Origin of the sequence: Methylorubrum zatmanii, assembly GCF_014845115.1 — a bacterium.
GTDB classification, from domain to species: domain Bacteria; phylum Pseudomonadota; class Alphaproteobacteria; order Rhizobiales; family Beijerinckiaceae; genus Methylobacterium; species Methylobacterium zatmanii.
The window spans coordinates 13,847-38,797 of record NZ_NKUI01000138.1 but is presented as its reverse complement, the minus strand read 5'-3'; the positions used below and the strand labels follow the sequence as shown (position 1 = coordinate 38,797).

General features: G+C 71.1%; 16 protein-coding genes and 1 pseudogene. 10 read left to right on the top strand and 7 right to left on the bottom strand.

Annotated features, from left to right (window positions below; translation table 11 throughout):
* Positions 1-167 (top strand): annotated as a pseudogene (locus MZTS_RS25295) (carbohydrate porin); the annotation flags it as partial.
* Between the two features lie 66 nt (positions 168-233).
* Here the strand turns inward: MZTS_RS25295 and MZTS_RS16985 are convergent.
* On the bottom strand, positions 234-3,572 hold the full coding sequence (locus MZTS_RS16985) for a helicase-related protein (RefSeq protein ID WP_192284732.1): 3,339 nt from the start codon (positions 3,570-3,572) through the stop codon (positions 234-236).
* Positions 3,573-3,898: 326 nt separating this feature from the next.
* Between MZTS_RS16985 and MZTS_RS16980 the strand changes: the two genes are divergently transcribed.
* From MZTS_RS16980 to MZTS_RS16960, 5 genes are all read left to right on the top strand, one after another.
* Complete coding sequence (locus tag MZTS_RS16980) at positions 3,899-4,783, top strand: SMP-30/gluconolactonase/LRE family protein (protein ID WP_378739217.1); 885 nt, start codon at positions 3,899-3,901, stop codon at positions 4,781-4,783.
* A 65-nt stretch (positions 4,784-4,848) separates the two neighbouring features.
* Positions 4,849-6,678, top strand: a complete 1,830-nt coding sequence (locus tag MZTS_RS16975) for a glycoside hydrolase family 15 protein (protein WP_192284730.1) — start codon at positions 4,849-4,851, stop codon at positions 6,676-6,678.
* A 10-nt stretch (positions 6,679-6,688) separates the two neighbouring features.
* Positions 6,689-7,651 (top strand): TIGR03885 family FMN-dependent LLM class oxidoreductase, encoded by a 963-nt coding sequence (locus MZTS_RS16970; RefSeq protein WP_192284729.1) that lies wholly within the window; start codon positions 6,689-6,691, stop codon positions 7,649-7,651.
* A gap of 381 nt (positions 7,652-8,032) precedes the next feature.
* The gene (locus MZTS_RS16965; RefSeq protein ID WP_192284728.1) at positions 8,033-9,892 is read left to right on the top strand and encodes a hydantoinase B/oxoprolinase family protein; all 1,860 of its coding nucleotides are present in this window, start codon (positions 8,033-8,035) and stop codon (positions 9,890-9,892) included.
* Complete coding sequence (locus MZTS_RS16960; protein ID WP_192284727.1) at positions 9,880-11,937, top strand: hydantoinase/oxoprolinase family protein; 2,058 nt, start codon at positions 9,880-9,882, stop codon at positions 11,935-11,937. The genes MZTS_RS16965 and MZTS_RS16960 overlap by 13 nt, the downstream gene beginning before the upstream one ends.
* Here the strand turns inward: MZTS_RS16960 and MZTS_RS16955 are convergent.
* Positions 11,932-12,861, bottom strand: a complete 930-nt coding sequence (locus MZTS_RS16955) for a LysR substrate-binding domain-containing protein (RefSeq protein WP_192284726.1) — start codon at positions 12,859-12,861, stop codon at positions 11,932-11,934. The genes MZTS_RS16960 and MZTS_RS16955 overlap by 6 nt on opposite strands.
* A gap of 549 nt (positions 12,862-13,410) precedes the next feature.
* Here MZTS_RS16955 and MZTS_RS16950 point away from each other — a divergent pair.
* From MZTS_RS16950 to MZTS_RS16940, 4 genes are all read left to right on the top strand, one after another.
* Positions 13,411-15,141, top strand: coding sequence for a hydantoinase B/oxoprolinase family protein (locus MZTS_RS16950; protein ID WP_192284725.1), 1,731 nt, complete (start codon positions 13,411-13,413; stop codon positions 15,139-15,141).
* Positions 15,138-17,189, top strand: a complete 2,052-nt coding sequence (locus MZTS_RS16945) for a hydantoinase/oxoprolinase family protein (protein ID WP_192284724.1) — start codon at positions 15,138-15,140, stop codon at positions 17,187-17,189. The genes MZTS_RS16950 and MZTS_RS16945 overlap by 4 nt, the downstream gene beginning before the upstream one ends.
* Before the next feature lie 44 nt (positions 17,190-17,233).
* The gene (locus MZTS_RS25500; protein ID WP_281397062.1) at positions 17,234-17,368 is read left to right on the top strand and encodes a hypothetical protein; all 135 of its coding nucleotides are present in this window, start codon (positions 17,234-17,236) and stop codon (positions 17,366-17,368) included.
* A gap of 895 nt (positions 17,369-18,263) precedes the next feature.
* A complete protein-coding gene (locus tag MZTS_RS16940) occupies positions 18,264-19,229 on the top strand; it encodes a hypothetical protein (protein ID WP_246482143.1) in 966 nt (321 codons plus the stop codon).
* Positions 19,230-19,313: 84 nt separating this feature from the next.
* On the opposite strand, the gene MZTS_RS16935 is transcribed toward MZTS_RS16940, so the two are convergent.
* The 5 genes from MZTS_RS16935 to MZTS_RS16915 all read right to left on the bottom strand — a co-directional run bounded on the left by MZTS_RS16935 (position 19,314) and on the right by MZTS_RS16915 (position 24,895).
* A complete protein-coding gene (locus MZTS_RS16935; protein WP_192284723.1) occupies positions 19,314-19,556 on the bottom strand; it encodes a hypothetical protein in 243 nt (80 codons plus the stop codon).
* A gap of 354 nt (positions 19,557-19,910) precedes the next feature.
* Positions 19,911-20,849, bottom strand: a complete 939-nt coding sequence (locus MZTS_RS16930; protein WP_192284722.1) for a polysaccharide deacetylase family protein — start codon at positions 20,847-20,849, stop codon at positions 19,911-19,913.
* 50 nt (positions 20,850-20,899) lie between these two features.
* On the bottom strand, positions 20,900-22,312 hold the full coding sequence (locus MZTS_RS16925) for an amidase (protein WP_192284721.1): 1,413 nt from the start codon (positions 22,310-22,312) through the stop codon (positions 20,900-20,902).
* A 34-nt stretch (positions 22,313-22,346) separates the two neighbouring features.
* Complete coding sequence (locus MZTS_RS16920) at positions 22,347-23,900, bottom strand: amidohydrolase family protein (protein WP_009867454.1); 1,554 nt, start codon at positions 23,898-23,900, stop codon at positions 22,347-22,349.
* Entirely contained in the window at positions 23,897-24,895 is a 999-nt protein-coding gene (locus MZTS_RS16915) for a questin oxidase family protein (RefSeq protein WP_192284733.1), read from the bottom strand. The genes MZTS_RS16920 and MZTS_RS16915 overlap by 4 nt, the downstream gene beginning before the upstream one ends.
* Between the last annotated feature and the right edge of the window lie 56 nt (positions 24,896-24,951).

Below are 24,951 nucleotides of genomic sequence, written 5' to 3'. Positions count from 1 at the left end.
ATTTCGATCTGGGCGCGGGCGTGATCGTCGAGCCGGTGGTTCAGTACGTGGTCAATCCGAACTCGTTCTGGAACCCCTTCACCGCGCGCCGGGCCAAGGACGGCTTCTATGCCGGCGCCACCCTGGTCGTTCCTCTCGGAACCCTCCTCGGCCTCGCCCCGGGCTAGCCTCAGACCCGAGCCGGAACGCGAGACGGCCCTTCCGGTCATGCCGACCGGAAGGGCTTGATCGCCTCAGGCGCGCCGGTCGCGCGCCTCCTCGAGCCGGCGCAGGAACGCGGCGGCCTGCCGCCCGCGCTCGGTCGCGTCCTCGCTGCCCCGGCGCAGCACGATGCGGCCGTCACGGATGGTGACCTCGTCGGAAACCGGGATCATGGGTGCGGTCCTGTCCGGATGGAAGTCCGCCGCGATCCCCTGCGGGCCGCCGCTGAGGCGGGCGATGCCGAGGGCGAGGCAGCCGATCCGCAGGGCGGCCAGGGTGAACAGGGCCTCGACCGGAGCCGGCATCGGCCCGAACCGGTCCTCGATCTCGTCGCGCAGGGCATCGATCTCGCCTTCCGTCCGCAGGCGCAGCAGGCGCGTGTACAGGCTCAGGCGGATCTCCGGCTCGGGGATGTAATCGGCCGGCACCCGCCCGCTGAGCCCGATCCGCACCTCCGGGCTCCAATCCTCGGCGGCCTCACCCTTCGCCGCCCGCAGGGCGAGCTGCAGCAGGTGCTGATACAGGCCGAGGCCGACGAGCTTGACGTGGCCGGCCTGGGCATCGCCGACGAGATCGCCCGCCCCGCGCAGATCGAGATCGCGGGCGGAGATGGCGAAGCCCGCTCCCAGCCGGTCGAGGGCCTCCAGCGTCCGCAACCGCTTCTCGGTCGAGGGGCTGAGCGGCTTCTGGGGATGTCCGAACAGATACACCACTCCCCGCCGCTGGCCGCGTCCGACCCGGCCGCGCAGCTGGTGCAGCTGCGCGAGGCCGAACCGTTCCGCGTCCCAGACCAGCATCGTATTGGCCCGGGGCACGTCGAGCCCGCTCTCGATGATGCTGGTGGCGAGCAGCACGTCGCCCTCGCCCTCCGCGAAGCGGACCATGGCGTCGTCCATCTCGGCGGGCTTCATCTCGCCATGCGCCGTCACGAGGGTGAGGCCCGGCACGAGCTCGCCCAGGCGCTTCGCCATCGGCGCGATGTCCTCGATGCGCGGGCAGACCACGAAACTCTGGCCGCCGCGACGATGCTCGCGCTTGAGCGCCGCCGCCAGGATCTCGCCCTCGAAGGGCGCGATGACCGTGCGGATCGGCTGGCGCACCGCCGGCGGCGTGGCGATCACGCTGAGGCTCTGAAGCCCGACCATCGCCGCCTGGAGTGTGCGCGGGATCGGGGTCGCGCTCAAGGTCAGGATGTGGGCGTCGCCCGCCGCCTTGCGCAGGCTCGCCTTGGTCTTGGCCCCGAAGCGCTGCTCCTCGTCGATGATCGCGAGGCCGAGATCGTGGAAGCGCACGCCGCGCCCGGCAAGCGCCTGGGTGCCGACGACGAGGCGCACCGTGCCCTCGGCGAGGCCCTGCTTCACCCGCTTGGCCTCGGCCGGCGAGACGAGACGGGAGAGATGCGCCACCTCGATGCCGAAGCGGGCGAAGCGCCGCCGGAAGGTTTCGACATGCTGGCGCACCAGCACCGTGGTCGGCGCCATCACGGCGACCTGACGGCCGGCGAAGATCGCCGCCGCGGCGGCCCGGAGAGCCACTTCGGTCTTGCCGAAGCCGACATCGCCGCAGACCAGCCGGTCCATCGGCTCGTGGCGGGCGAGATCGGCCAGGGTTTCCTCGACCGCCCGGGCCTGATCCCCGGTGAGCGGATATCCGAAGCCGGCGGCGAAGCGCTCCCGCTCGCGCTCGGAGGCCTCGATCCGTGGGGCCCGCGCTGTCCGGCGGGCCTCGGCGGCCTCCAGCATCGTCCGCGCCGCCCTGGCCAGGGTCGCTTCCGCCTCCAGCCGGCGCCGGCCCCAGGTGCCGCCATCGAGCCGGTCGAGGGTGACGGCCTCGGCATCCGAGCCGTAGCGCCAGATGCGGTCGGCCTGGGTCACCGGCACCATCAGCACCGCATCGTCTGCGAAGCGCAGGCGCAGGGCATCCTCGCCCGCGGCTCCGCCGGCTTTCTCACCCTCCTCGCCGCCGATCGCCTCCAGTCCCTCGAACACGCACAGACCGTGGTCGCGGTCGATCGCCACATCGCCGACCCGCAGCTCGACCTCGCCGATCGGCAGCACGGCGGCCCGCCGCTCCGCGCCCGCGCTCACCTGCCCGAGCAGGTCGGCGGCGGCGATCACCGTGGCGCCGGCATCCGGGACGTGGAAGCCGGCCTCGACCGGCGCCTCGATCGCCAGCATCGCGCCGGGCTCCGCCGCCGCGACCTCGGCCCAGGCATCGATCAGGCGTACCGTCCGCTCCTCGGCCGCGGCCGCCGCCCGCACCAGCCGGCGCAGGGGCGCCTTCGGCCCGGCCAGCACGATGCGGTCGCCGGCCTTCAGCCGCGCGCGCAGGGTCTTGGCGAAGGCCGCCTCCGGCCGGCGCTCGCGGATGAAGGGTGAGAGCGCGACGCGGTCCGCTTCCGCCCGGGTCGCCGTGGCGAGGCTATGCGCCTGCAGAAGCGCCGTCCACTCGTCCGGGGAGAGATAGAGGTCCGTCGATCCGGCGGCGGTGTGCGGCCCCGTCCCGCTGCCCTCGCGGCCCTCGGCGATCTGCTCGAAGAACGCGGCGGCGCGCTCCTCCGCCCCGGCCTCGACCACGAGGCGCGCCTCGGGAACGTAGTCGAGCACGGTCACGAGGGCCGGGTAGAACCGGGCCAGCCGGTGCTCCTGGCCGGTGAAGGGTTCGAGGCGCGTGTCCGAATCCGGATCCAGGATGATCTCGGTGGCGGGATCGATCACCAGGGTCTCGGTTTCGACCCGCGAACGCTGCGACACCGGATCGTAGGAGCGGATCGCGGTGATGCGGGCGCCGTCATGCTCGACCCGACAGGGGAGGGGGGCTGCGGCCGGGAACACGTCGATGGTCCGGCCCCGGATCGCGACCTCGCCCGGCTCGTCGACCCGGTCGTCGAGGATATAGCCGAGACGCCGCAACCGGGCCGCCAGTTCGTCCGGGTCGAGCGGATCGCCCACCGTCAGCTCGACATGGGCCGAGGCCCAGATGGACGGTGGCGGCACCCGCTGCAACAGGGCGGGGGCGGTGGTGAGCACGAGATCCGGCTGCGCCGCTTGGTCGGTGAGCCAGCGCAGCACGCCGGTGCGGGCGCCCATGGTGCCGCGCGAGGGCGAGGCGCGGTCGAAGGGCAGGCAGTCCCATTCGGGATAGACGGCCACCGTCCGCTCCGGTGCGAGGGCCCGGATCACGGCGGCGATCTCGTCGAGGCGCCGTCCGTCGCGCGCCACGTGGAACAGCGGCCGTGCCGCCTGCGTGAAGCCGAGCAGCGCGACCGCGAGAGCCCCGGTCGGGATCAGCGGCGCGACGGCCGTGTCCTGTTCGGTGTCCGGGAGAGGGGCCTGATCGTCATGGCGCTTCGCAATCCGTGGCTTTGCCATCGCTGTTCCGTCGGTGGCGACTCTCTTGGCCGGCTCTCGAGGCCGGCCATCGGGAACGCCGGGCGGTGGGCACCGGGTTCCTCCCAAGGTCGCCCCTGCGGCGTCACGATCCCCAGTTTTGGCGGCATCGTTCACAGGAGCCGGCCTTGCGTCCCCATTGCGTCCCTCTCGCCGAGAGTCGTCCCGGCGACGCGGCGGGGATGAAATCGCTGTCTCGAACGTATCGAAAAGCTCGATCTTTGCCGAGATAGACTGGAAAAGGATCCGGGAACTTCTGTCTTGGAGGAGCGTCAACGGTCATTCCCCGATGAAGAGGCCCTGCATTGATTGAAGCCCCCGCGATCCGTGTCCTCGGCGAGACCCGCTGCCATCTCGGCGAGGGTCCGAGCTACGATCCGGCGACCGACACGGCCTGGTGGGTCGATATTTTGGAGGCACGCCTGTTCGCGTTCTCGCTGCGCGACGGCGTGACCCGGACTCACACGCTGCCGTTCCTGGCGAGCCATGTCGCCGCCATCGACCCGGAGCGGCAGCTGCTCGCGGCGGAGGACGGGCTCTACATCCGGTCGATCCGCGACGGGGCCTTGAGCCTCCAGTGTCCCCTGGAGGCGGAGGAGGCGGGCACGCGCTCCAATGACGGCCGGGTCCATCCGTCCGGTGCCCTGTGGATCAGCACCATGGGCCGGCATGCCGAGCCGGGGCGTGGGACGATCTACCATGTCGCCGGCACCCGGATCACGCGGCTCTACGGCGGCCTCACCATCCCGAACGGCATCGCCTTCTCGCCGGACGGCGCCACCGGCTACTTCGTCGATACCGACGAGGGCGTGCTGCGGCGCGTCGCCCTCGATCCGGCCACGGGGCAGCCCGTCGCCGAGCCCGAGACCCATTACGACCACAGCGCCGGCAAGGGTGGCATCGACGGAGCGGCCGTCGATGCCGAGGGGCTGATCTGGACCGCCCGCTTCGGCGCGGGCTGCCTCGATGCCTACAGCCCCGAGGGCGAGCGGGTGCGCACCGTCCCGGTTCCCGCCCGCCAGCCGACCTGCCCGACCTTCGCCGGCCGCGCCCTCGACCGCCTGCTGGTCACCACCGCCTACGAGGGCATGGACGAGGCCGAGCGCCGGGAAGACCCGGAGCATGGCCGCACCCTCCTGATCGATCTCGGCATTCGCGGCCTGCTGGAACCGGCCTTCCGCCTCGCCGCCTGAGCCCGGCCCCGCTTCTCTCTCCACCTCAAGCAGGGCGGCCGGCTCGCGGCGCCCCAGGAACGACCATGTCCGACTTCGAAGATCGCCCGTACCAGCCGATCGAGGCCTATGCCCTGCTGAGCAATTGCGAGGGCAGCGCCCTGGTCGCCCGGGACGGGGGCATCGATTGGGCCTGCCTGGAGCGCTTCGACGCGGACCCCGCCTTCTCGCGCCTGCTCGACCGCGCGCGGGGCGGCCATTTCACGATCCGGCCGACGGAGCGCTTCGAGACCGCGCGGCACTATCTCAGTCGCAGCAACGTCTTGGAGACCACCTTCACCACGGCGACGGGCTTCGTCACCCTGCACGACTTCATGGTCGGGCCGGAAGGGGGAGACGGCCGTCCCCGGCTGGTGCGCCGCGTCACCGGTGTGTCCGGCCGCGTGCCGATGAGGGCGGCCTATCGTCCGCTCGCCGGATTCGCCGAGGGTTTCGCGCCGCTGGAGGTCGAGGGCGGCCGCGTCACCGCCGCCGGCTGCCCCGGCCTCGTCTCCGACGTGACGTTCGCCCCCGAAGGCGATGTCGCCGTGGCGCGGTTCACCGTGGAGGGCGGGCAGGACCGGAGCTTCGCCCTCTATTGCGGGGCGCTTCCCCGCACCTGCCCCGATGCCAGGGCGCTGATGGAGGCCACCCGTCGCGCCTGGACCCTGTGGACCGAGGGCGCCGCCTATGTCGGGCCGCTCGCGGACGAATTGATGCGCTCGGCCCTGGTCCTGAAGGGGCTGACCTACGAGCCGACGGGCGCGATGGTCGCCGCGCCCACGACCTCCCTGCCGGAGGAGGTCGGCGGCGTCCGCAACTGGGATTACCGCTTCTGCTGGATCCGTGACGCCTGCCTGTCCTTCTACGTGCTGAAGAAGTTCGGCATGACCCGAGAGGCGGAGGCCTTCTTCGGTTTCGTGACCGAATTGTGCGAGCGGGAGGAAAGCCGGCTCAAGCCTCTCTACAGCATCTCCGGCGAAGCCGATCTCAGGGAGATCCGGGTCGGGCATTTCGAGGGCTGGCGCGGCAGCGCGCCGGTGCGCCACGGCAACGAGGCCGCCGAGCAGCATCAGGCCGATGCCTATGGGCAGGTGCTCGATCTTCTCTACCTCTACCAGCGCCTGGGCGGCACGATCCCGGAGGCGATGCGGACCCACGGCGCGCGCCTCGCCGACATCTCGGCGGCCCATTGGCACGAGCCCGATGCGGGCCTGTGGGAGCCGCGCAAGCCCGAGCAGCGCTACCTGCACGCGGCGATCATGAACTGGGTCGCCCTCGACCGGGCGATCCGCCTGTTCGGCGAGCGGGAGGAATGGTGCCGCGAGCGCGACCGGATCGTCGCCTGCGTCAACGGCGAGGGCCTCCACCGCGACGGCTACTACCCGCAATATCTCGGCGGGGACGAGGTCGACGCCGCCCTGCTGATCGCGCCGATGGTGGGCTTTCCCGTGGACGAGGCGGCCTTCGCCCGCACCGTCGATGGGGTGATCGAGCGGCTCGGCCACGGCCATCTCGTCTACCGCTACAAGAACGACGACGGGCTGCCCGGCCACGAGGGCACCTTCCTGCTCTGCGCCTTCTGGCTCGTGGATGCCCTGCTCTGGCTCGGGCGCGGGGAGGAGGCGCGGACCCGCTTCCAGGCCCTGCGCGCGATGCAGAACGATGTCGGCCTCTATGCCGAGGAGGCGGCGGAGGACGGCACCTTCCTCGGCAATTTCCCGCAGGCCTTCAGCCATCTCGGCTTCATCCACTCCGCGCTGGTGCTCGACCTGTTCGAGCATGGCGGCCGCGCGGCGGTGCAGGGCACCTACGCCGACCGCTCGTTGCGGGAGACGGAAGCGCGCCGGGCGCCCAGCATCGTCGGCGCGCAGTGAGGAGGAGCGCATGACCCGGATCGGCTATCACGCCTCCCACGAGCAGCACGCCCCCTCCGCCCTCCTGCGCCACGTGCGGGCGGCGGAGGCCGCGGGGTTCGCCTGCGCCATGTCGTCGGAGCATTTCAAACCCTGGAGCCGCGCCCAGGGTCATTCGGGCCATGCCTGGTCCTGGCTCGGCGCGGCACTGGCGGTGACGCGGCTGCCCTTCGGCATCATCACCGCCCCGGGCTACCGGCACCATCCGGCGGTGTTGGCGCAAGCGGCGGCAACCTTGTCCGAGATGTTCCCCGAGCGTCTGTGGCTCGCCCTCGGCAGCGGCCAGCGCCTCAACGAGGACATCACCGGCCTGCCCTGGCCCGAGAAGGCGGAGCGCAACGCGCGGCTCGCCGAATGCGCCGCGATCATCCGCGCGCTGCTGGCGGGCGAGACCGTGACCCATCGCGGCCGGGTCACGGTGGTGGAGGCCCGGCTCTACTCACGGCCGGAGCGGGCGCCGCTCCTGATCGGCGCAGCGGCCACCGCCGCCACCGCCCGTGCCGTCGGCGCCTGGGCGGACGGCCTCGTCACCGTCGGGATCGAGCCTGAAAAACTGCGCCCGGTCCTGGACGCCTTTCGCGAAGGCGGCGGCGCCGGAAAGCCGGTCTTCCTGCAGACGAAGGTCTGCTGGGATCCCGACCCCGCGCGGGCCCTGGCGGAGGCCCACGCGCAATGGTCGAGCAATGCCATCGAGGGCGAGGTGAACTGGGAGCTGTCGCGGCCGGAGGATTTCGAGACCGCGACCCGCTTCGTCCGGCCCGAGGACATGCACGGCTGCGTGCGCATCTCGCACGATCTCGGCCGGCACGCCGCCTGGCTCGCCGAGCTGGCGGAGATGGGATTGGCCGAGATCATCGTCCATCAGGTCGGCACCCGCCAGGAGGCCTTCATCGACGCCTTCGGGCACACGGTGCTGCCCCGGATCTCGCCGTGAGGGACCGCCACGGCCGATGGCGGCAGAGCGACAAGCATCTGGGCACGGTCAGAGACCGATCTTGCGCCGCGCCTGCGCCGGATCTGGGCCGACGCGGGCCAGCGCGTCGGTGACGATCCGTACATCGGCGATCCGCTCGGACATGCCCTTCCCATGAGGCCCGCGACGCGAGGATCCGCGTCGAGAAGGGGCCGCCGAAGGTCCAGGGGCCGGAGCCGCCTGGAAGGCGGTCCTGAGGAAGACCGACCGCGATCGGTGCCGATCCTGCCGGATCATGACCCAAACGGCATTGGACGCAGCCTCCGTCCCGTCCGTAGATCGGATCGTCTGGCGGACAGATCGACCGGTCACCGCCCCAGGTTGGGAGAAATGGCATCCGTCATGAGTGCGGATCACCGCGGCGAACGCCCTCATCTGCGCGTCCTGACGGGGGATGCCTCCCGCGGCCGGGGCAGCGCTCCAGGCCGGCGCGGCGCACCGGCCCCAACCGACGTGATCCGGCAGATCGACACCGACATCCTGGGCGGCCGGCTCAACGCGGTGATCGACGAGATGGCCACCGTCCTGGTGCGCACCAGCCTCAGTCCCGTCATCAACGAGGTGCTCGATTTCGCTTGCTCGGTCTGCGACGCCGAGGGACGGCTGATCGCCCAGACCAACGGCATCACCATCCTGACCGGCACGATCTCGTGTCAGCTCGCGGCGATCCGGCGGAAATTCGCCGGTGCGATCCGCTCCGGCGACGTGTTCATCAGCAACGATCCCTATGGCGGCGGCACCCACATCGCCGACATCACCCTGGTGAAGCCGCTGTTCTTCGAGGGCGAGCTCGTCTGCTTCGTCACGGTGACGGCGCATTGCAACGAGCTCGGCGGCAAGGTCGCCGGCAGCCTGTCGCCGGACGCCTCCGACATCTTCCAGGAGGGCCTGCGCATTCCGGCGCTGCGGATCGTGCGGGAGGGCATCCGCCAGGACGACCTGATCGAGATGATCGCGGGCAATGTCCGCCTGCCCGAGATGACGGTGGCCGATCTCTCGGCCCAGCTCGCCGTGGTGCGGCTCGGGGATCTACGCCTGCGCGAACTCTGCGAGAGCTACGGAGCCGACCGGCTGAAGGCGAGCTTCGCCCGCGCCCTCGATCTCGGCGAGGCCCTGAGCCGGGCGGCGATCCGGCTTCTGCCCAACGGCACCTATTCGGCCCGGGACTGGATCGACGGCGACGGCAACGACGACGAGCGCCTGCCGATCCAGGTGAGGGTCACGATCTCGGGCGACGCCGTCCGTGCCGACTTCACCGGCTCCGCCCCCCAGCGGGCCGCGCCGATCAACTGCACCCGCGCCGTGCTGGAGGCCGCGGCCAAGACGGCGCTGCTCGCCGTGGTGCGGCCGGAGACGCCGGCCAATGACGGCTGGTTTCGCCCGCTCACCGTGATCGCCCCCGAGGGGACGGTGTTCACCGCCACCGATGCGGCCCCGACCGGCTGGTGCTACGAGACGGCGGCCCAGGCGATCGACCTCGTCTGGAAGGCGCTGGCGCAGGGCATGCCGGAGCGCGTGAGCGCGGGCAACTATACCAGCCTCTGCGTCACCTATCTCGGCGGCCGCAAGGCGGACGGCGCCTCGGATTTCGTGCTGGTCGAGCCGCATGTCGGGGGCTGGGGCGGCCTGTCGGGCGCGGATGGGGCCAGCGCCCTGATCGCCCCGGCGGATGGCGACACCTTCAGCCATTCCGTCGAGCTGTTCGAGGCCGAGCATCCGATCCGGATCACCCGCTACGGTCTCGCGCCCGGCGGCGCGGCGGGGGCCGGCCGCCACCGCGGCGGCCTCGGCATCCTGCGCGAATACGAGATCCTGGCCGACGGGATCTTCTTCTACAGCAGCTTCGGCCGTTCCCGCACGGAGCCCTGGGGCCTGGAGGGTGGGGAGCCCGGCGGCCTCAACCATGTCGAGGTCGAGAGCGGCGGCACCGTCGAGCGCGGCGCCCGCATCCCGTTCCGCCGCCTGAGGGCCGGGGACCGGGTGCGGGTCGTGACCGGCAGCGGCGGCGGCTATGGCGACCCGCTCGGCCGCAGCCCCGCCGCCGTGCTGGAGGACGTGCGCAACGGCTATGTCGATCTCGACACGGCGCGCGACGTCTACGGCGTCGCCCTGATTCCGGGACGGGACGGCCGCCCCGGCGCCATCGACGCGGAGGCGACCGCCGTCCTGCGCAAACGGGGAGTCGGCCGATGGGACCGCTGACGGTCGACATGGGCGGCACCTTCACGGATGCCGTCTATCTCGACGAGGCGAGCGGGACGCTCCGCACCGCCAAGGCGCTCACCCGCGCCGGCGACTTCGTGGCGAGCCTCGTCGAGGTTCTCGACCGGCTCGCGGTCAGCCCGGAGCAGGTCAGCTACTTCGCCTTCGGCAGCACGGTGGCGATCAACGCCATCCTGGAACGTACCGGCGCGCGGACCGCCCTCGTCACCACGGCCGGTTTCCGCGACGTGCTGGAGACCGATCGCGGCAACCGGCCCGACCTCTACAATTTCCGCTACCGCAAGCCCCCGCCCTTCGTACCCCGCGCCCTGTGCTTCGAGGTGCGCGAGCGCCTCGACCCCCGCGGCGCGACGGTGACGCCGCTCAACCTCGACGATGTCGACGAGGTCGCCCGGCGCTGCCGCGCGGAAGGGGTCGAGGCGATCGCGATCCAGTTCCTGCACAGCTATGCCGCGCCGCATCACGAGGCCCGGGCCGCCGCCCGCCTGCGCGATCTCTGCCCCGGCCTCGCGGTCACCGCCTCCCACGAGATCTGCCGGGAATGGGGTGAATACGAGCGCGCGAGCACCGCCGTGTTCAATGCCTATCTGCAGCCCGTGGTGCGGCGGCAGCTGGAGGGCGTCGAGCGGGCGCTCAAGGAGCGCGGCTTCCGCTGCCCCTTCTTCGCGCTCCAGTCGAACGGCGGCATCGCGCGCTTCGCCGATGCGATCCGTCATCCGGTCAGCCTGCTGGAGGCGGGGCCGTCCGCCGGGATCAACGGGGCGGCCTATCTCGGTGAGGCCTGCGGCGAGGACAGGATCCTCTATCTCGATATCGGCGGCACCACCGCCAAATGCTCGCTCATCGATGCCTGTCGACCGCGCATCACCGAGCAGTACTGGATCGGCCGCACCCGCGACTGTCCGGGCTATCCGGTCAAGGTCCCGGTCGTCGACGTCGTCGAGATCCCCGTCGGCGGCGGCTCGGTCGGCTGGATCGACCAGGGCGGATGCCTCCGGGTCGGACCGCGCAGCGCCGGGGCGGATCCGGGACCGGCCTGCTATGGCCGCGGCGGCGGCGAGCCGACCCTCACCGATGCCAACCTCGTCGCAAGCCGGATCCGTCCCGACTATTTCGCCGACGGGCGCCTGCCCCTCGATGCCGGCCTCGCCCGGACGGCGCTGGAGGAACTCGGCCGGCCGCTCGGCCTCGATGCCGAGGCGGTGGCCGGCGCCATGCTGCGGGTCGGCGAGGCGGCGATCATCAACGCCCTGAAGCTCGTCTCGGTCCAGCGCGGCCACGATCCGCGCGACTTCGTGCTTCTGGTCGCGGGCGGCTGCGGGCCGCTCCACGCCGCCCGGCTCGGCCAGGAACTCGGGGTGCGCGAGATCATCGTTCCACGCCATCCGGGCTACGCCTCCGCCTTCGGCATGCTGGTCACCCAGCCGCGGCGGGATTTCGTGCGCACCCTGCCCCGGGCGGTCGAGGCGGTGGAGGCCGCCTTCCTGCCCGGCCTGTTCGCGGGTCTCGAGGCGGAGGCGCGGGAGGCCTTCGCCGGGCTACCGGAGATCGCCGCCGCGGAGGTGTCGTTCGAATACCGGATCGATTTGCGCTATGTCGGCCAGCAGCATTGTCTGACCCTGCGGCTCGATTCACCCGAGGACCGGCCCGGGGATCTCGCCCGCCGCTTCGCCGAGGCCCACGAGCGCGCCTTCACCTTCGAGCTGGAGGGCCATCCGGTCGAGTTCGTGGCCTACCGGCTCTCGGCCTCCGTCGAGGCGGCGCGCCCGCCCCTGGCCCATCCCCGCCTCGGTCTCCAGTCCCTGGAGGCGGCGCTGCAGGGGGAGCGTTGGGTCGAGATTCCGGGCCACGGCTCGCAGAAGGTCCGGGTCTTCAACCGCGACAGGCTCCCGGTTGCCCTCGAATGCGCGGGGCCGGCCCTCGTCGAGGAAGCCTCGACCACCACCCTGGTCCTACCCGGCCAGCGCCTGTTCATCGACGAGGCCGGGCTCCTCCACATCCTGCCGGCGGAAGCGTCCTCATGAGGCCGCGCCCGCGCGCAGGCTGCGGAGCGCCACGGGCTCGGAGCCGGAGCCGGCCGCGAAGCGCGCCACCAGGGCGGCGAAATCGGTCACGATCCGGGATGTGTTCTCCCGATGCCAGGCACAGTGAAGATCGAAGCTGAGCGGCGTGTCCACGAGGGGCCGCAGCACGACACCGCTGCGCGCGCTCGTGGACACGCCGGCCGGGCAGACGCCGATGCCCGCCTCCGCCGCCACGAAGGCGAGCAGCGCATCCAGGTGCGGAACCTCCTGGTGGAGGTTGGGCAGGAAGCCGGCCTTCAGGCAGAGGCGTCGAAGGCTCTCCCAGGCGCTGCCGCCGCAGGTCACGAAGCGCTCGCGGGCGAGGTCCGGCAGAGTGACCTTCGTCTTCAGGGACAGGCGGTGCGAGACCGGCATGACCACGACCGGCGGGTCGGAATGGAGGCAGCGGGCATCGAGCCGCACATCGCGGACCGGGCCCGGCACGAAGCCGCAATCGATCCGGCGGTCGGCGAGCAGCTGCAGCACCGTCTCCGGGCTGCCCTGGACGAGCTCCAGCTTGGCGCTCGGGTTCTCCCGGCGGAAGCGGCGGATGAGCTCCGGCATCGGCCCGCACAGGGCGGCATCGGCGTAGGCGACCGAGAGGAGGCCGGTTTCGCCCCGGCCCATGCGCTGGGTCGCCTGCACGGCATCCTGCATCTGCCGCATCAGCTTGCCGAACTGGTCGCGGAAGAGCTGTCCGGCCGGCGTCAGCTGCACGCTGCGGGTGCTGCGTTCGAGAAGCTGGACCCCGAGGAGCGCTTCGAGGTTCTGGATCGTCCGGCTGAGCGCCGGCTGGGCGATGTTGAGCTGATTCGCGGCCCGGCCGAAATGCAGTTCGGACGCGACGGCCAGGAACGCCCTGACGTGGCGGATTTCGATGACCACGGGCGGCAATCCCTCTTCTCGGACCGCCGCGATGCCAGCAAGAACAATGCCGGGTCGGACTGTGCCGCCCCGCCCACGCTCCGCAGGATTTGAGGAGGGGGCGTTCAGCAGGAAGCACAACCTCAGACCCAATCCGGCTGATCCCTTCGGGATGGCGGATTGGGGCTTCGCTCGAACGCCGCGCGGGCTTGCCGAGAGGGAACCCGCTCCGATCAAGCGGAGGCCCGTATCGCATCAAAGGTCGGCGGGTCCGGAATGCTTGTGTGACCTTCCGGGACATCCTCGCCATCGGGGATGCCTCGGAGACATGGGCGAGCGGGGAGATCCCCAGGCCCTTCGAAGGGCCCGACGCCGACCCCGCGCTTCCCCTCGCCGCCGGTCCTGAATGATGCTGCCGCTCGATGAGCGACCCTTCCATCGGCATTGGCGGCGGCGGGAAGGGCGCTCTAGCCTCGCGGGAATCGACAGCGCCGGGACGGCCGCCCTCTTCGCCGAGGACAGCCCCCGGCGCGCCTGAGCCGACACCATTCACGAGACGAGGAAGCAGGGATGTCGACACCCCCTCCGGCCTTCGAGGGAACGGCGGAGCTGACCGCCGTGACCCACGAGATCATTCAGGGCAAGCTGCTGTCGGCCGTCGATGAGATGGCCATCGTGATGGCCCGCACCAGCATGAGCCCGGTCATCTACGAGGTGCTGGATTTCGCCTGCGGCCTCTGCCGCGCCGACGGCGCGCTCGTCGCCCAGGCCAACGGCATCACCCTGTTCACCGGCACCTTCTCGACCCAGGTCCGCGCGCTGATGCGTCGGTTCGGCGACGACCTGGCGCCCGGAGACATGCTGGTGACCAACGATCCGTTCAGCGGCGGCACCCATGCCTGCGACTTCGCCCTGGTCCGGCCGATCTTCTTCGACGGCCGGGTGATCGCCTTCGCGGTCAACGTCGCCCATTGGCTCGATGTCGGCGGCGCGGTTCCGGGCAGCCTGCCGCCGGACGCCGGTTCCGTGTTCCAGGAGGGGCTGCGCCTGCCCGGCATCCGCATCGCCCGGGGCGACGTCCTGATCCCGGAGATCGTCCGCATCATCACCGAGAACGTGCGCATGCCCGATCTCGCGCTGGGCGACCTCAACGCTCAGGTCGCGACCTTGCGCGTGGCCGAGAAGCGGATGCTCGAGATCGTGGGACGCTACGGCCTGCCCGTGACGCAGGCCTCGATCGACCGGCTGCTCGACGACAGCGAGGCCCGCGCCCGCGCCGCCATCGCCGCCCTGCCGGACGGCACCTACCGCGCCACGGACGTCATCGACGGTGACGGCGCCACGGACGCGGCCATCGCCACGCAGGTCGCCGTGACGATCCGCGGCGACACGATGACCGTCGATTACACCGGCTGCCCCGCTGCCCGGCCCGGGCCGATCAACTGCTCCCGCGGCGCCCTCGAATCCGCAGTCAAGACCGTGTTCAAGGCGCTGGTCGCCCCGCACGAGCCCTCGAACGAGGGCTGGTTCCGGCCCCTCACCGTCGTGGCCGAGGCCGGCACCCTGTTCACGGCGGAGAAGCCCTCGCCCACCGGCTGGTACTACGAGGGCTCGGTCCACGCCTCCGAACTGCTCTGGAAGGCGGTGGCCGGCCTCGTGCCCGAGCGGATGTCGGCGGGTTCCTACACCAGCCTCTGCGTCACCTACATCGCGGGCGAGGGCGGCGACGGCCGGCCCTTCGTGCATATCGAGCCGCATCACGGCGGCTGGGGCGCCTGCCGCGACCGGGACGGCGCCAGCGGCCTGATCGCGCTCACCGACGGCGACACCTACAATTACTCGGTCGAGGTCATCGAGACCAAGTTCCCGCTCCTCGTCCGCCAATATGCCTACAACACCGCCGGAGGCACCGGCGCCGGCCGCTTCCGCGGCGGGTTCGGGCTGGTGCGCGACTACGAGATCCTGAGCGACACGGCGCAGGTCCATTGCGGCATCGGGCGCACCCGCACCGCCCCCTGGGGCATGGAAGGCGGCGCGGACGGAAGCTGCAACGGGCTCGACCTGCTCTCGCCCGAAGGGGGCCGCACCGCGCTGACCCGCTCGCCGCCCCGGGCCCTGAACCGCGCCGACGTGGTGCGCATCCGGACCGGCGGCGGCGGCGGCTGGGGGCCCTCCGCCGAGCGGGACGGCGCCGCCATCGCCGCGGACATCGCCGACGGCTTCCTCACCCCTGACGAGGCCCTGCGCCTCTACGGCCGGACCGGCCCCTCGGATGCGGCCCCGGAGGCCTTGCACGCATGATCCGTCTCGCAACCGATGTCGGCGGCACCTTCACCGATCTGATCGGCTATGACGAGCGCGAGGGCCGGCTCTACACCGCCAAGGTGCTCACCACCACCGACGACCAGTCCCGCGGCGTGATGGACGCCATCGCCCGAGCGGGGGAGAGCCAGGGCCTCGACCCTACCGAGGTGCGCTTCTTCGTCCATGGCGGCACCACGGTCATCAACGCCATCACCGAGCGTAAGGGCGTGCGCACGGCTTTGCTGACCACCCGCGGCTTCCGCGACGTGCTCGCCATCGGCCGGGGTACGCGCCCCGATCTCTACAATCTGCGTGCGAAGACGCCCGACGCCTTCGTGCCGCGCCATCTCCGCTTCGAGGTCAGCGAGCGCCTGAACGCGGCCGGCGCGGTGGTGGAGCCCCTGAACGAGGACGACGTGCGCGCCTGCGCCGAGGCCTGCAGGGCGCAGGGCGTCGAGACGATCGGCATCGTGCTCCTGCACAGCTACGCCAATCCGGCCCACGAGGAGCGCTGTGCGCAGATCCTGCGCGCATGCCTGCCGAACGTGACGGTCTGCGCCAGCCACGAGATCTCGCGGCAATGGCGCGAATACGAGCGCTCCAACACCGTGGCGCTCAACGCCTACGTCCAGCCGATCGTGCAGCGCTACTTCGCCAATCTCGAACGCTCGCTGGCCGGGGGCCGTCTCGCGGGCCCCTATTACGCCATGCAGTCGAACGGCGGCATCGCCCGCTTCGACCAGGCGGCGCGGGCGCCCCTCACCCTGATCGAATCCGGCCCGGCCGGGGGCGTGGCCGGCGCGGCGCGCATCGCGCAGGTGCTGGACGAGCCCGACCTGATCTATCTCGATGTCGGCGGCACCACGGCGAAATGCTCGGTGATCCGCGGCGGGCAGCCGAGCCTCGCTCCCGACTACAAGCTCGAGAAGACCCGCACCTCCCCCGGCTACACCGTACAGGTGCCGGTGGTGGACATCGTCGAGGTCGGTGCCGGCGGCGGCTCCATCGCCTGGCTCGACGCGGGCAACCGCCTGCGCGTCGGCCCGCACAGCGCCGGCTCGAATCCCGGCCCCGCCTGCTATGGCCTCGGCGGCACCCGGCCGACCGTGACCGACGCCAAGCTCGTCACCGGCGTGATCGATCCGGCCACCTTCGGCGAGGGCCGCATCGCCCTCGACCGGGAGGCGGCGCGCCGGGCCGTGGCCACCATCGCCGACCCCCTCGGCATGAGCGTGGAGGAAGCGGCCTCCGCCCTGATCGAGGTGGCCGAGGAGACCATGATCAGCGCCCTGAAGCTGATCAGCATCCAGCGCGGCCACGACCCGCGGGACTTCGCCCTCCTCGTCTCCGGGGGCGCCGGGCCGCTGCTCGCCGCCAAGCTCGCCCGGGAGATGAGCGTGCGCGCCTGCATCATCCCGACTCAGCCCGGCATCTTCTCGGCCTGGGGGATGCTCGCGGCGCGCCCGCGGATCGACCTGCGCCGCATGATCCTCGCGGGCATCGACGACGGGCTGGCCGAGCGGCTGCCGGCCCTGTTCGCCGAGCTGGCGAAGGAGGCGGCGGCCTATTTCGGTGTCGACGACGCGGAGACGCTGGTGCTGACCCCCCTCGTCGAGGGCCGCTACCGCAACCAGGAGCATAGCGTCGCCTTCGACTGCCCGCCCGATTCCTCGCCGGCGGAGGTGCTGGAGCGGTTCCACGCCGCCCATCGGAAGGCCTTCACCTTCGACCTGCCCGGCGTCGCCGCCGAGCTGACCACGATCCACCTGCAGGTCGAGGCGCCGGTCGAGACCGTGCCCGTGCCGCGCAGCACCGATCGCAGCAGCGCGCCGCCGGTGCCGGACCGGCACCGGCCCCTGTATCTCGATGGTCAGGGCTGGGCCGACAGCCCGGTCTATCGCCGCGAGGGCCTACGCCCCGGCCAGACCGTCTTGGGTCCGGCCCTCGTCGAGGAGGCGACCACCACCACCCTGGTCCTGCCGGGACAGATCTGCGCCATGGACCCCACGGGCCAGATGATCATCCGCGAGGAGGCTGCCTGCTGACGCTCGGATGCAAGGCCTCCGCGGATCGGTTCGGGCCGCGCCCGATGCTCGATTTCTCGGTTGAAGCGGAGGCCTCCGGCTTCGATTCCGTCTTCATCGGCGACTACGGCATCCGCTTGATCGGAGCGGTTCCCGTATCGGCAGGCCCGCGCGGCGCTATAAGTCCGCGCGGCGCCTGAGCGAAGCCCCAATCCGCCATCCCGAAGGGATCGCCCGGATTGGGTATGAATGGGGCGCTCGGGGCGCGGGCCGGCTGCGTCGTCGTGGCACGAGCGGCTCATGCCGACCTGCCGCTTACCCTCCTTCCATCGCCGCCCATCACTGCCCATGCCTTCGGAACGTTCGGGGCGCTCTTCCCCGGCCGGGTCGTCCTCGGCATCGTGCCGGGCCGGGGGATGACGCCGGCCGCAACGGAGGCACTGATCCGACGTTGCGGTCGGGGGCCTGTCCCGCGCACGACCCTCCACGGCGCCGATCCTGGGGAACGCCGCCGCGCTCACCATGCGGCCGGAGCCCTCCGCTTCGCGGGATGGCGCCACGTGAAAAGCTCGCGGAGGCGCATCCCCGAAGCGATGCGACATCCGCCTGGTCGAGGCGCGGCCCGTATCGGCAGGCCCAGACGGCGTTCGAGCGAACCGTTCTCGCGTTGAACCCCAGCCCGCCATCCTGAGGAATCACCCGGCTTCGGTATGATCCGCCCCCCGATATCCCTTCGGCATGGCGGATTGGGACATCGCTCGGGCTGGCCGAGCGGGCTTGCCGATACGGGATCGCTTCGATCAAGCGGATCCCATCTCATCCGCCTCCTGCCTGTCCGAAACAAAGGTTACGTGACATCGGGGGCGGCTTTTCCCGGGTGACGGCATGACGATCGGCAACTTAGTGCTGGATTCGTCTCGCGTTCAGGTAGTATCGGAAGGCGGCACCACACAGCCCTCTGAAGCGGGTGCATTTTATTTTGTCATCAATCGCTTTTCTCTTGAGCGGACTGCATAATATAACGGCTGTGATTATCAAAGGATATTTTATATAAACCGAAGATCAATCTTCGGGAGAAAAGGGGGCTCCAAGGTCATGTCTCGTTTATCGCTGTCTCGGTTCGTCTCGTTCGCGGCCGGTGCGACTTTCGCCTGTGCCGCCGCCGCCGCCGACCTGCCTAAGAAGGATGCACCGCCTGTGCCGGCGGCAGCGCCGTCCTTCTTCCTCTTCTCAGACACGCAGGTGAGCTATTTTTATCTGGCGGATGCGCGTGAGCCGGGCGTGACCGGTGGCCGGGCCGGCACCTCCCTCGCCGGTCGCTCGATCCCGAAGAACGTGCTCAACATCTCGCATGCCGACGCCTGGGCCTACGGCACCAACTTCTTCTCCCTCGACATCCTGCAATCCGGCTCGCAGGATCCGGCCGGAACCGGCGCCCCGCGCTTCGGCCTGTTCGATTACGGCGCGACCGAAGCCTACGGCCTGTATCGCGGCACGCTCGGCGGCAACGAGATCTTCAAAACCAACGTCTTCAGCATTGCCGGCTTGGTGAAGAACGTCTCGCTCGGCTACGGCTTCGACGCCAGCACCAAGAACACCCAGTTCGGCCCCGAGACGCGCAAGCTGCTCGCCGGCGCGGTCTTCTCCTTCGACGTGCCGGCCGGCTTCATGAACCTGGGCGTCTATGTCCAGAAGGAATGGAACCGCAACGGCTTCGTGACCGAACCCTTCCGCAGCGTCGAGTTCGACGCGGTCCCGCATTTCGAACTGGTCTACAACTTCCCGCTGCCCTTCACCGGCCTGCCGCTCAGCCTCGCCGGCTTCAACAACGTCAATCTGCCCAAGGGCAAGGACGGCTTCGGCGCCAAGACCGAGATCGAGTTCCTGTCGCGCACCAACCTCGTGCTCGATGTGGGCAAGCTCGTCTGGAACCAGCCCGGCAAGCTCGATGCCTTCGTCGGCTTTCAATATTGGCTGAACAAGTTCGGCAACAGCAGCGCCACGGTGCCGGGTTCCGAGGAGAAAACCTTCCTCGCCGGTGTCTCGATCCACGTCTTCTGAGAGCGGCGGGACAACGCCCGACCTCGATCGGTCCCGGCCGGGAAGCCGGGGCCGATCCCGTGGGGGAGGGGGTGATCCGCGCCCTCAGCCGCCGGGTGTCCAGTCGATCCTGGGCCTCTGCGACAGGATCCGCTCGAAGTAATTGGCGACGGCCTGCGCGCCGTCCGCATGCATCATGGCGACGGGATGGGCGAGGTAGGCCCGCGCGAGGTCGAGCGGGATCTCGCCGGCCTGAAGCGCCCCGAGCACCGCATCGATGAAGGCGTCGGTGGCCTCGTTGAAATCGCTCGACAGCTTCTTGCGGTCGTTCAGGGCCTTGATCGGCATCGTGCGGCACGTCCTCTCGTGGGAGATGCGGAGGGCTCGGCTGCGGTGGGCGCGATGCCTCCTCGATACAGCCGAAACCGGCCGCTCCCCATACACGAAACGACGCGATATCTCCCTTCGCTCCCGAGGGGCCGGCATCCGGCGGAGCCGAAAAGGGCCTCATACCCAATCCGGTCGATCCCTTCGGGAGGGCGGATCTGGGCTTCGCTCAGGCGCCGCGCGGACTTAGAGTGCCGCGCGGGCTTGCCGAGACGGGACCTCTCCGATCAAGCGGATTCCGTATCGGATCTCAACCAAGCCCTGGACCTGGGATGGCCGGCCCGACAGCCCGGTCAACGAGCTGTCGGGGGAGGATCAGCCCGAAGACGGGTGGCGCGCGCCGCAAGCCGGTGTCGCCCCGGCCAAGTCGGCGATGTGCGTCGCGATCGCACCGGCCGTGGTGAGCCAGACCGTGTCCCGGTGCCGGGCGATCCGTTCGAGGGCCTGCCGCAGGGGACGCAGCCGGTGCGGCTGGCCGACGATGTAGGGATGCAGGGCGATGCCCATGACCAGCGGCGCTTGGCGCGACTGGTCGAGCATCTCCTCGAAGGCGTCCTCGATGGCCTCGGCGAATTCCCGCCCCGTGTCCTTGCGGGCGACGATGGCCGGGATGTCGTTCAGTTCCTGCGGATAGGGCACCGAGAGGATGCGTCCGCCGTCGCGCGTCGCGAACCAGACCGGCTGGTCGTCGTGGCACCAGTCGAGCAGGTAGCGGTAGCCCGCCTCCGCCAGCAGGTCCGGCGTGACCCGCGATTGCGAGATCCAGGGACCGAGCCAGCCCGCCGGCGCCTTGCCCTCCTCCCGCGTCAGCACCGCCGTCGCCTCGGCGATGAGGGCGCGCTCTTCCGCCTCCGGCAGGGTGCCCTGCCGCTCGGCATTGCTGCGGCCGTGCCCGACGATCTCGTCGCCGCGGGCGCGAAAGGCCTCGATCAGGCCAGGGCAATCCCGATAGATCCGGCTGTTGACCAGGATGCTCGCCGGCAGGCCCAGTGCGTCGAGCAGGTCGCGGATGCGCCACGCCCCGACCCGGTTGCCCCAGTCGCGCCAGGCGAAGTTCAGGACGTCCGGCTGCGGCCCGCCCGGCGCCAGTTCGGCTCCGAGGCCGGCGCCGAAGTCGAAGGTTTCGAGGTTCAGGGCGATGTAGACGGCGAGCCGCCTGCCGCCGGGCCAGTCGTAGACGGGCCGATCCGGCAGGGCGGAATAGGCGTAGCGGCCATGGCCCTGCATTGTCGGGGCCGATGTCGTTTCGGGCATGGTCTCGATCCTGGGGTGAAGGCAAGCGCGGGGGCGGCCACCGTGACCATTCATGGGGTGAGCCCGGCCACGGGATGACGGTGGCGCCAGCGTCCCTCCGCCTCAAGCGGCGCGGCGAGCGCGAGAAGCCTCGCTTCTCCGCCCATCGGTGCGAGCAGCTGGACGGGAAGCGGCAGGCCGTCGCGATCCTCGCCGAAGGGCAGCGTCAGCGCGGGGAAGCCGGAGACGTTGGCGAGGGGCGCCAGCGGTGCGAAGGCGAGCATGCGCCTGAAATGCAGGTCGATGTCGCGGTGATCGTGGGGAAAGCTGCCGAGCGGCCTGGGCGCGCTGGCCAGCATCGGGGTGAGCAGGATGTCGATCCCCTCAAAGATCTGCCAGAGATCGTGACCGACGAGGATCATCTCGCGCATCAATGCCCAGATCTCGGCGGCGCTCATCGCCCGGCCGTTTTCGGCGACGGCTTGCGTCACGTTTTCCGCCAGCGACAGGTCGAGGCAAAGGCGCGCCGCGAGTTCGGTGAGGTTGACGGCGACGATCCCGGCGAAGATGCGGCCGCTGGCGAGGACCATCGGCGCGACGGCCTCGTATCTCAGTGGGACGAGGCGGTGCCCGAGGCGCTCCAGGGCGCGCCCGGCGGCGTCCACGGCCTCCGAGCGTTTCGGATCGGTCGGCAGGTCGGCGCCCGTTTCCGTGAGAAGGCCGATGCGCAGCGGCGCGTCCACGTCGGGCGGCGCGAAGGCCGGCGGGGGAAAGGGCCCTCTCACCCCGCCCGCGATCGCCCGAAAGGCCGTCGCGGCATCGCGCACCGAGCGGCAGACCGCGAATTCGCTGGCGAGGCCACCGACATGGTTGCCATAGGCCGGGCCGCCCGGCACCGAACCCCGCCCCGGCTTCAGGCCGACGAGCCCGCAGCAGGCGGCGGGAACGCGGATCGAGCCGCCCGCATCCGTCGCGTGGGCGATCGCGACGATCCCGGCCGCGACGGCGGCCGCAGCCCCGCCCGAGGAGCCGCCGGCGGAGCGCCCGGGCGCGAGTGGATTGCGGCTGGCGGGACCGGCGGCCGGCTCGCTGGCGAGCGAAAGCCCGAATTCAGGGCTGGTGGTCAGGCCGAAGGGACAGAGGCCGGCCGCCCGGAACCGGGAGGCCAACTCGCTGTCGGGAGCGCCGTCGAGCCGGGGCCGGGTGCGCGATCCCGCCGCCACCGGCAGGCCGGCGAAGGGGCCGCCGAGATCCTTGGCAAGGGTCGGAACGCCGGCGAACGGCATCGTCGCCCGGGGCGCGGCATCGGCGCTCATCGCGTCGATGCGCTCCGCCGCAGCTCGCCCGAGTGCGGGCGCGGTGAACACGATCGCACCGAGGGGGCCGCGCGCCTCGCCGGCGGCGATCGCCGCTTCCATGGCCGCCGCCGCCGTGAGGCGTCCGGAGGCGATGGCTTCGGCCAGCGCGGTGGCGTCGTCGTTCATTCCGCTTCTTCCGTCCAGGGCGGGCCGGGGCCGTTCAGCCGTCGGCCATCGCGTTGTAGCGGTAGGAGGCCGACGGCCCGGTCTCCCGGGCGCGGTGATAGGCGTCCAGATGGGCGACGAGGCTTTCGGCCGCCTCGACGGCCGCCCGTTCGTCCGCCGTCTCGGGCCGTTCGAGGATGGCCGCGACCTCGCGCATGACCGCTTCGCGGTCGATGCCAACGACGCGGCCCTCGTCCACGACGAGGCGGCCGCCCACGAAGACCTGACGGATGGCATGGCGGCCGCCGCGATGGAGCACGGCCTCCGCCGCCGGCGTCCGGGGGCTGATCGCGGGGGCGGCGAGCCGCCTGCGGTCCATCAGGACGATGTCCGCCTGCCAGCCCGGTTCGAGCCGGCCGGCGAGGCCGCCGAAGCCGACCGTGCGCGCACCGTGCTCGGTCGCCATCTGCAGCACGGCGGCGGCATCCGGCCCCTCGCTCCACATGCCGGTCTCGCGGTGCAGCGCCCAGACGAGCTTCATCTCCAGCGTCATGTCGCGGTCGTCGGCGATGTTCGACTGGTCGATGCCGAGCGCCACCGGGATGCCGCGCCGGCGCATCGCGTTGACCGGCGCGATGCCGCTGCCGAGCCGGAGGCCCGAGGAGGCGTTGTGGCAGACGGAGCAGCCGCATTCGGCGAGGATGTCGAGATCGGCCCGGTCCATCCAGTTGCCGTGGCCGAGGGTCATCTCCGGGCCGAGGCAGCCGAGCGCCTTCAGATGCGCGACCGCGCTGCGGCCGAAGGTGCGTTTGGCATAGTCCGCCTGCCGCTCGGTCTCGACGAGATGCATGTGGATCTGCGAGCCGCCGGCGCGGGCCGTCTCGGCGATCGCCTGGAGAGCCTCGTCGCTGCACCAGTGCAGGTTGGCGGGGGCGAGATTAATCCGCACATGGTCGGGCTCGGCGGTCAGCCAGCGCGCGCGCAGCGCCCCGACGAAGTCCATCAGCTCGCCGACCGGGATCATGGCCGCGGCGAGCTTCGGTGCGATCCAGGCGCGCGTCTGCGCGGGCAGGCCGGCCAGGATGGTTTCGTCGGCGTCGTAGGCGAGGAGATTGCGGTCGCGGACCATGAAGGAGAAGCCGGCCCGCATGCCGATCTCGCGATAGGCGCCGAGCACCGCATCCGCCGATGCCGTCCATTGCTCGGGCGTGCCCGACAGGCCGCTATGGATGTGATGCACGGTGGTCGTGCCGCTCTCCAGCATCTCGATCGCCGAGAAGAGCGTGTCGAGGCGCGGATCGACGGCGCGCATCGCGCGGAAGCGTGGCAGCCAGAGTTCCAGGGCTGCGAAGGGCACGCCCTGCATCAGCGGCGTGACGCCGAAGTGATGGTGGCCGTTCACGAGGCCGGGCAGCGCGATCATCTCGCGCGAGCCGAAGCGCGGCAGGTCGCCGTAGCCGTAGCTGACGGCCTCCAGCGGGCCGATCTGCGCGATCATCCCCTTCTCGACGCGGACCGCCGCGTCGTGCCGCAGACCCATGGTGCCGTCCGGCCCGAGACCGGACAGGATCGTGCCTGCCTCGATGATGCAGTCCGTGCCCGTCGTCATCGCGCGTAATCTCCGATGAGGCCGACGCGGCGGGCGGCGGCGACACGGTACAGGGGATCGCCGTAGACGGCCATCTCCGCGCCGGCCGAGAAGACGAGACTGATGTCGTGCTCGTCGAAGCTCGCCGCGGCGGCGGCACGGATCTCAGGCCAGTCCGGGACGGGAAGCCGGCGCCAGCGCTCGACCGTGTCCGGATCGGGCAGGCTGGGAAAACCCAGCTCGCCGGACAGGGCGGCGACACTCTGCCAGAACACGCGCAGCATCAACTGGAGGACCGGCGCGTTGCAATGCGGCGCGAGCAGGCGGATCCAGTGGAGACCGGTGACGACGTGGAGCGCGGCGAAATGCTGGGTCGCGGCGAACAGGACGAGGCCGGTCGCGGCCATCGCCGCCATCGTGTCGGGCCCGACCTCCAGCCAGTCCACCACCGGGGCGAAGTCCGGCACGGCCGCGGCGTCGCGGATGTTCTGCCAGAGCAACTCGTGCAGCGGCAGATGATGCAGCGCCTCGATCGAGGCCACGCGGCGCAGCACCTCGGCGGGGTCGGCGGTGATGGGGGGCGCCCCGGTGGAAGGCGGCAGGGGCAGATAGGTCGCGGCCCAGTAGGCGAGAGCGATCGCGACATCCGTCTCGCTGGTGCGGAACACGCCGTAGGCGGTGCGCATCAGCGCGTGAAAGGCGCTGGCCGCGATGCCCGGCGCCAGGACGGGCAGGTGGCACCGGAGCGCGCCGTCGATGCCGAGGCGCGCGACCTCCGCCGCGAAGTAGAGCCGGAGATCCGGCTCGCGCTCGCGCCGGCCGAGGGCCGTCGTCCAGTTCCCGGCGTCGAGGCGCGCGTGCGGAGAGCCGAACGGCGTGAGCCGCTTGGCGTCGCGGTAGTGATCGAAGAACCGGCGCAGCTGCGTGTCGGTCCCACCGATCTCCCGGAGGGCGGCGAGCACCATCGGCGCGTGATTGGCGAAGGTGCGTTCGAATTCCGAGCCGAAGCCCGGCATCGATGCCATCAACGCATCGAAGGTGCTGCCATCCGTCCCGGTGGCGTTTACGGGGG

Excerpts from the sequence above, each read along its gene's own strand:
- MZTS_RS16950 (WP_192284725.1), top strand. The coding sequence starts at position 13,411 with ATGTCGACACCCCCTCCGGCCTTCGAGGGAACGGCGGAGCTGACCGCC.
- MZTS_RS25500 (WP_281397062.1), top strand. The coding sequence starts at position 17,234 with ATGCTCGATTTCTCGGTTGAAGCGGAGGCCTCCGGCTTCGATTCCGTC.
- MZTS_RS16975 (WP_192284730.1), top strand. The coding sequence starts at position 4,849 with ATGTCCGACTTCGAAGATCGCCCGTACCAGCCGATCGAGGCCTATGCC.
- MZTS_RS16925 (WP_192284721.1), bottom strand. The coding sequence starts at position 22,312 with ATGAACGACGACGCCACCGCGCTGGCCGAAGCCATCGCCTCCGGACGC.
- MZTS_RS16970 (WP_192284729.1), top strand. The coding sequence starts at position 6,689 with ATGACCCGGATCGGCTATCACGCCTCCCACGAGCAGCACGCCCCCTCC.
- MZTS_RS16940 (WP_246482143.1), top strand. The coding sequence starts at position 18,264 with ATGTCTCGTTTATCGCTGTCTCGGTTCGTCTCGTTCGCGGCCGGTGCG.
- MZTS_RS16935 (WP_192284723.1), bottom strand. The coding sequence starts at position 19,556 with ATGCCGATCAAGGCCCTGAACGACCGCAAGAAGCTGTCGAGCGATTTC.
- MZTS_RS16920 (WP_009867454.1), bottom strand. The coding sequence starts at position 23,900 with ATGACGACGGGCACGGACTGCATCATCGAGGCAGGCACGATCCTGTCC.
- MZTS_RS16985 (WP_192284732.1), bottom strand. The coding sequence starts at position 3,572 with ATGGCAAAGCCACGGATTGCGAAGCGCCATGACGATCAGGCCCCTCTC.
- MZTS_RS16945 (WP_192284724.1), top strand. The coding sequence starts at position 15,138 with ATGATCCGTCTCGCAACCGATGTCGGCGGCACCTTCACCGATCTGATC.
- MZTS_RS16960 (WP_192284727.1), top strand. The coding sequence starts at position 9,880 with ATGGGACCGCTGACGGTCGACATGGGCGGCACCTTCACGGATGCCGTC.
- MZTS_RS16930 (WP_192284722.1), bottom strand. The coding sequence starts at position 20,849 with ATGCCCGAAACGACATCGGCCCCGACAATGCAGGGCCATGGCCGCTAC.
- MZTS_RS16965 (WP_192284728.1), top strand. The coding sequence starts at position 8,033 with ATGAGTGCGGATCACCGCGGCGAACGCCCTCATCTGCGCGTCCTGACG.
- MZTS_RS16915 (WP_192284733.1), bottom strand. The coding sequence starts at position 24,895 with ATGCCGGGCTTCGGCTCGGAATTCGAACGCACCTTCGCCAATCACGCG.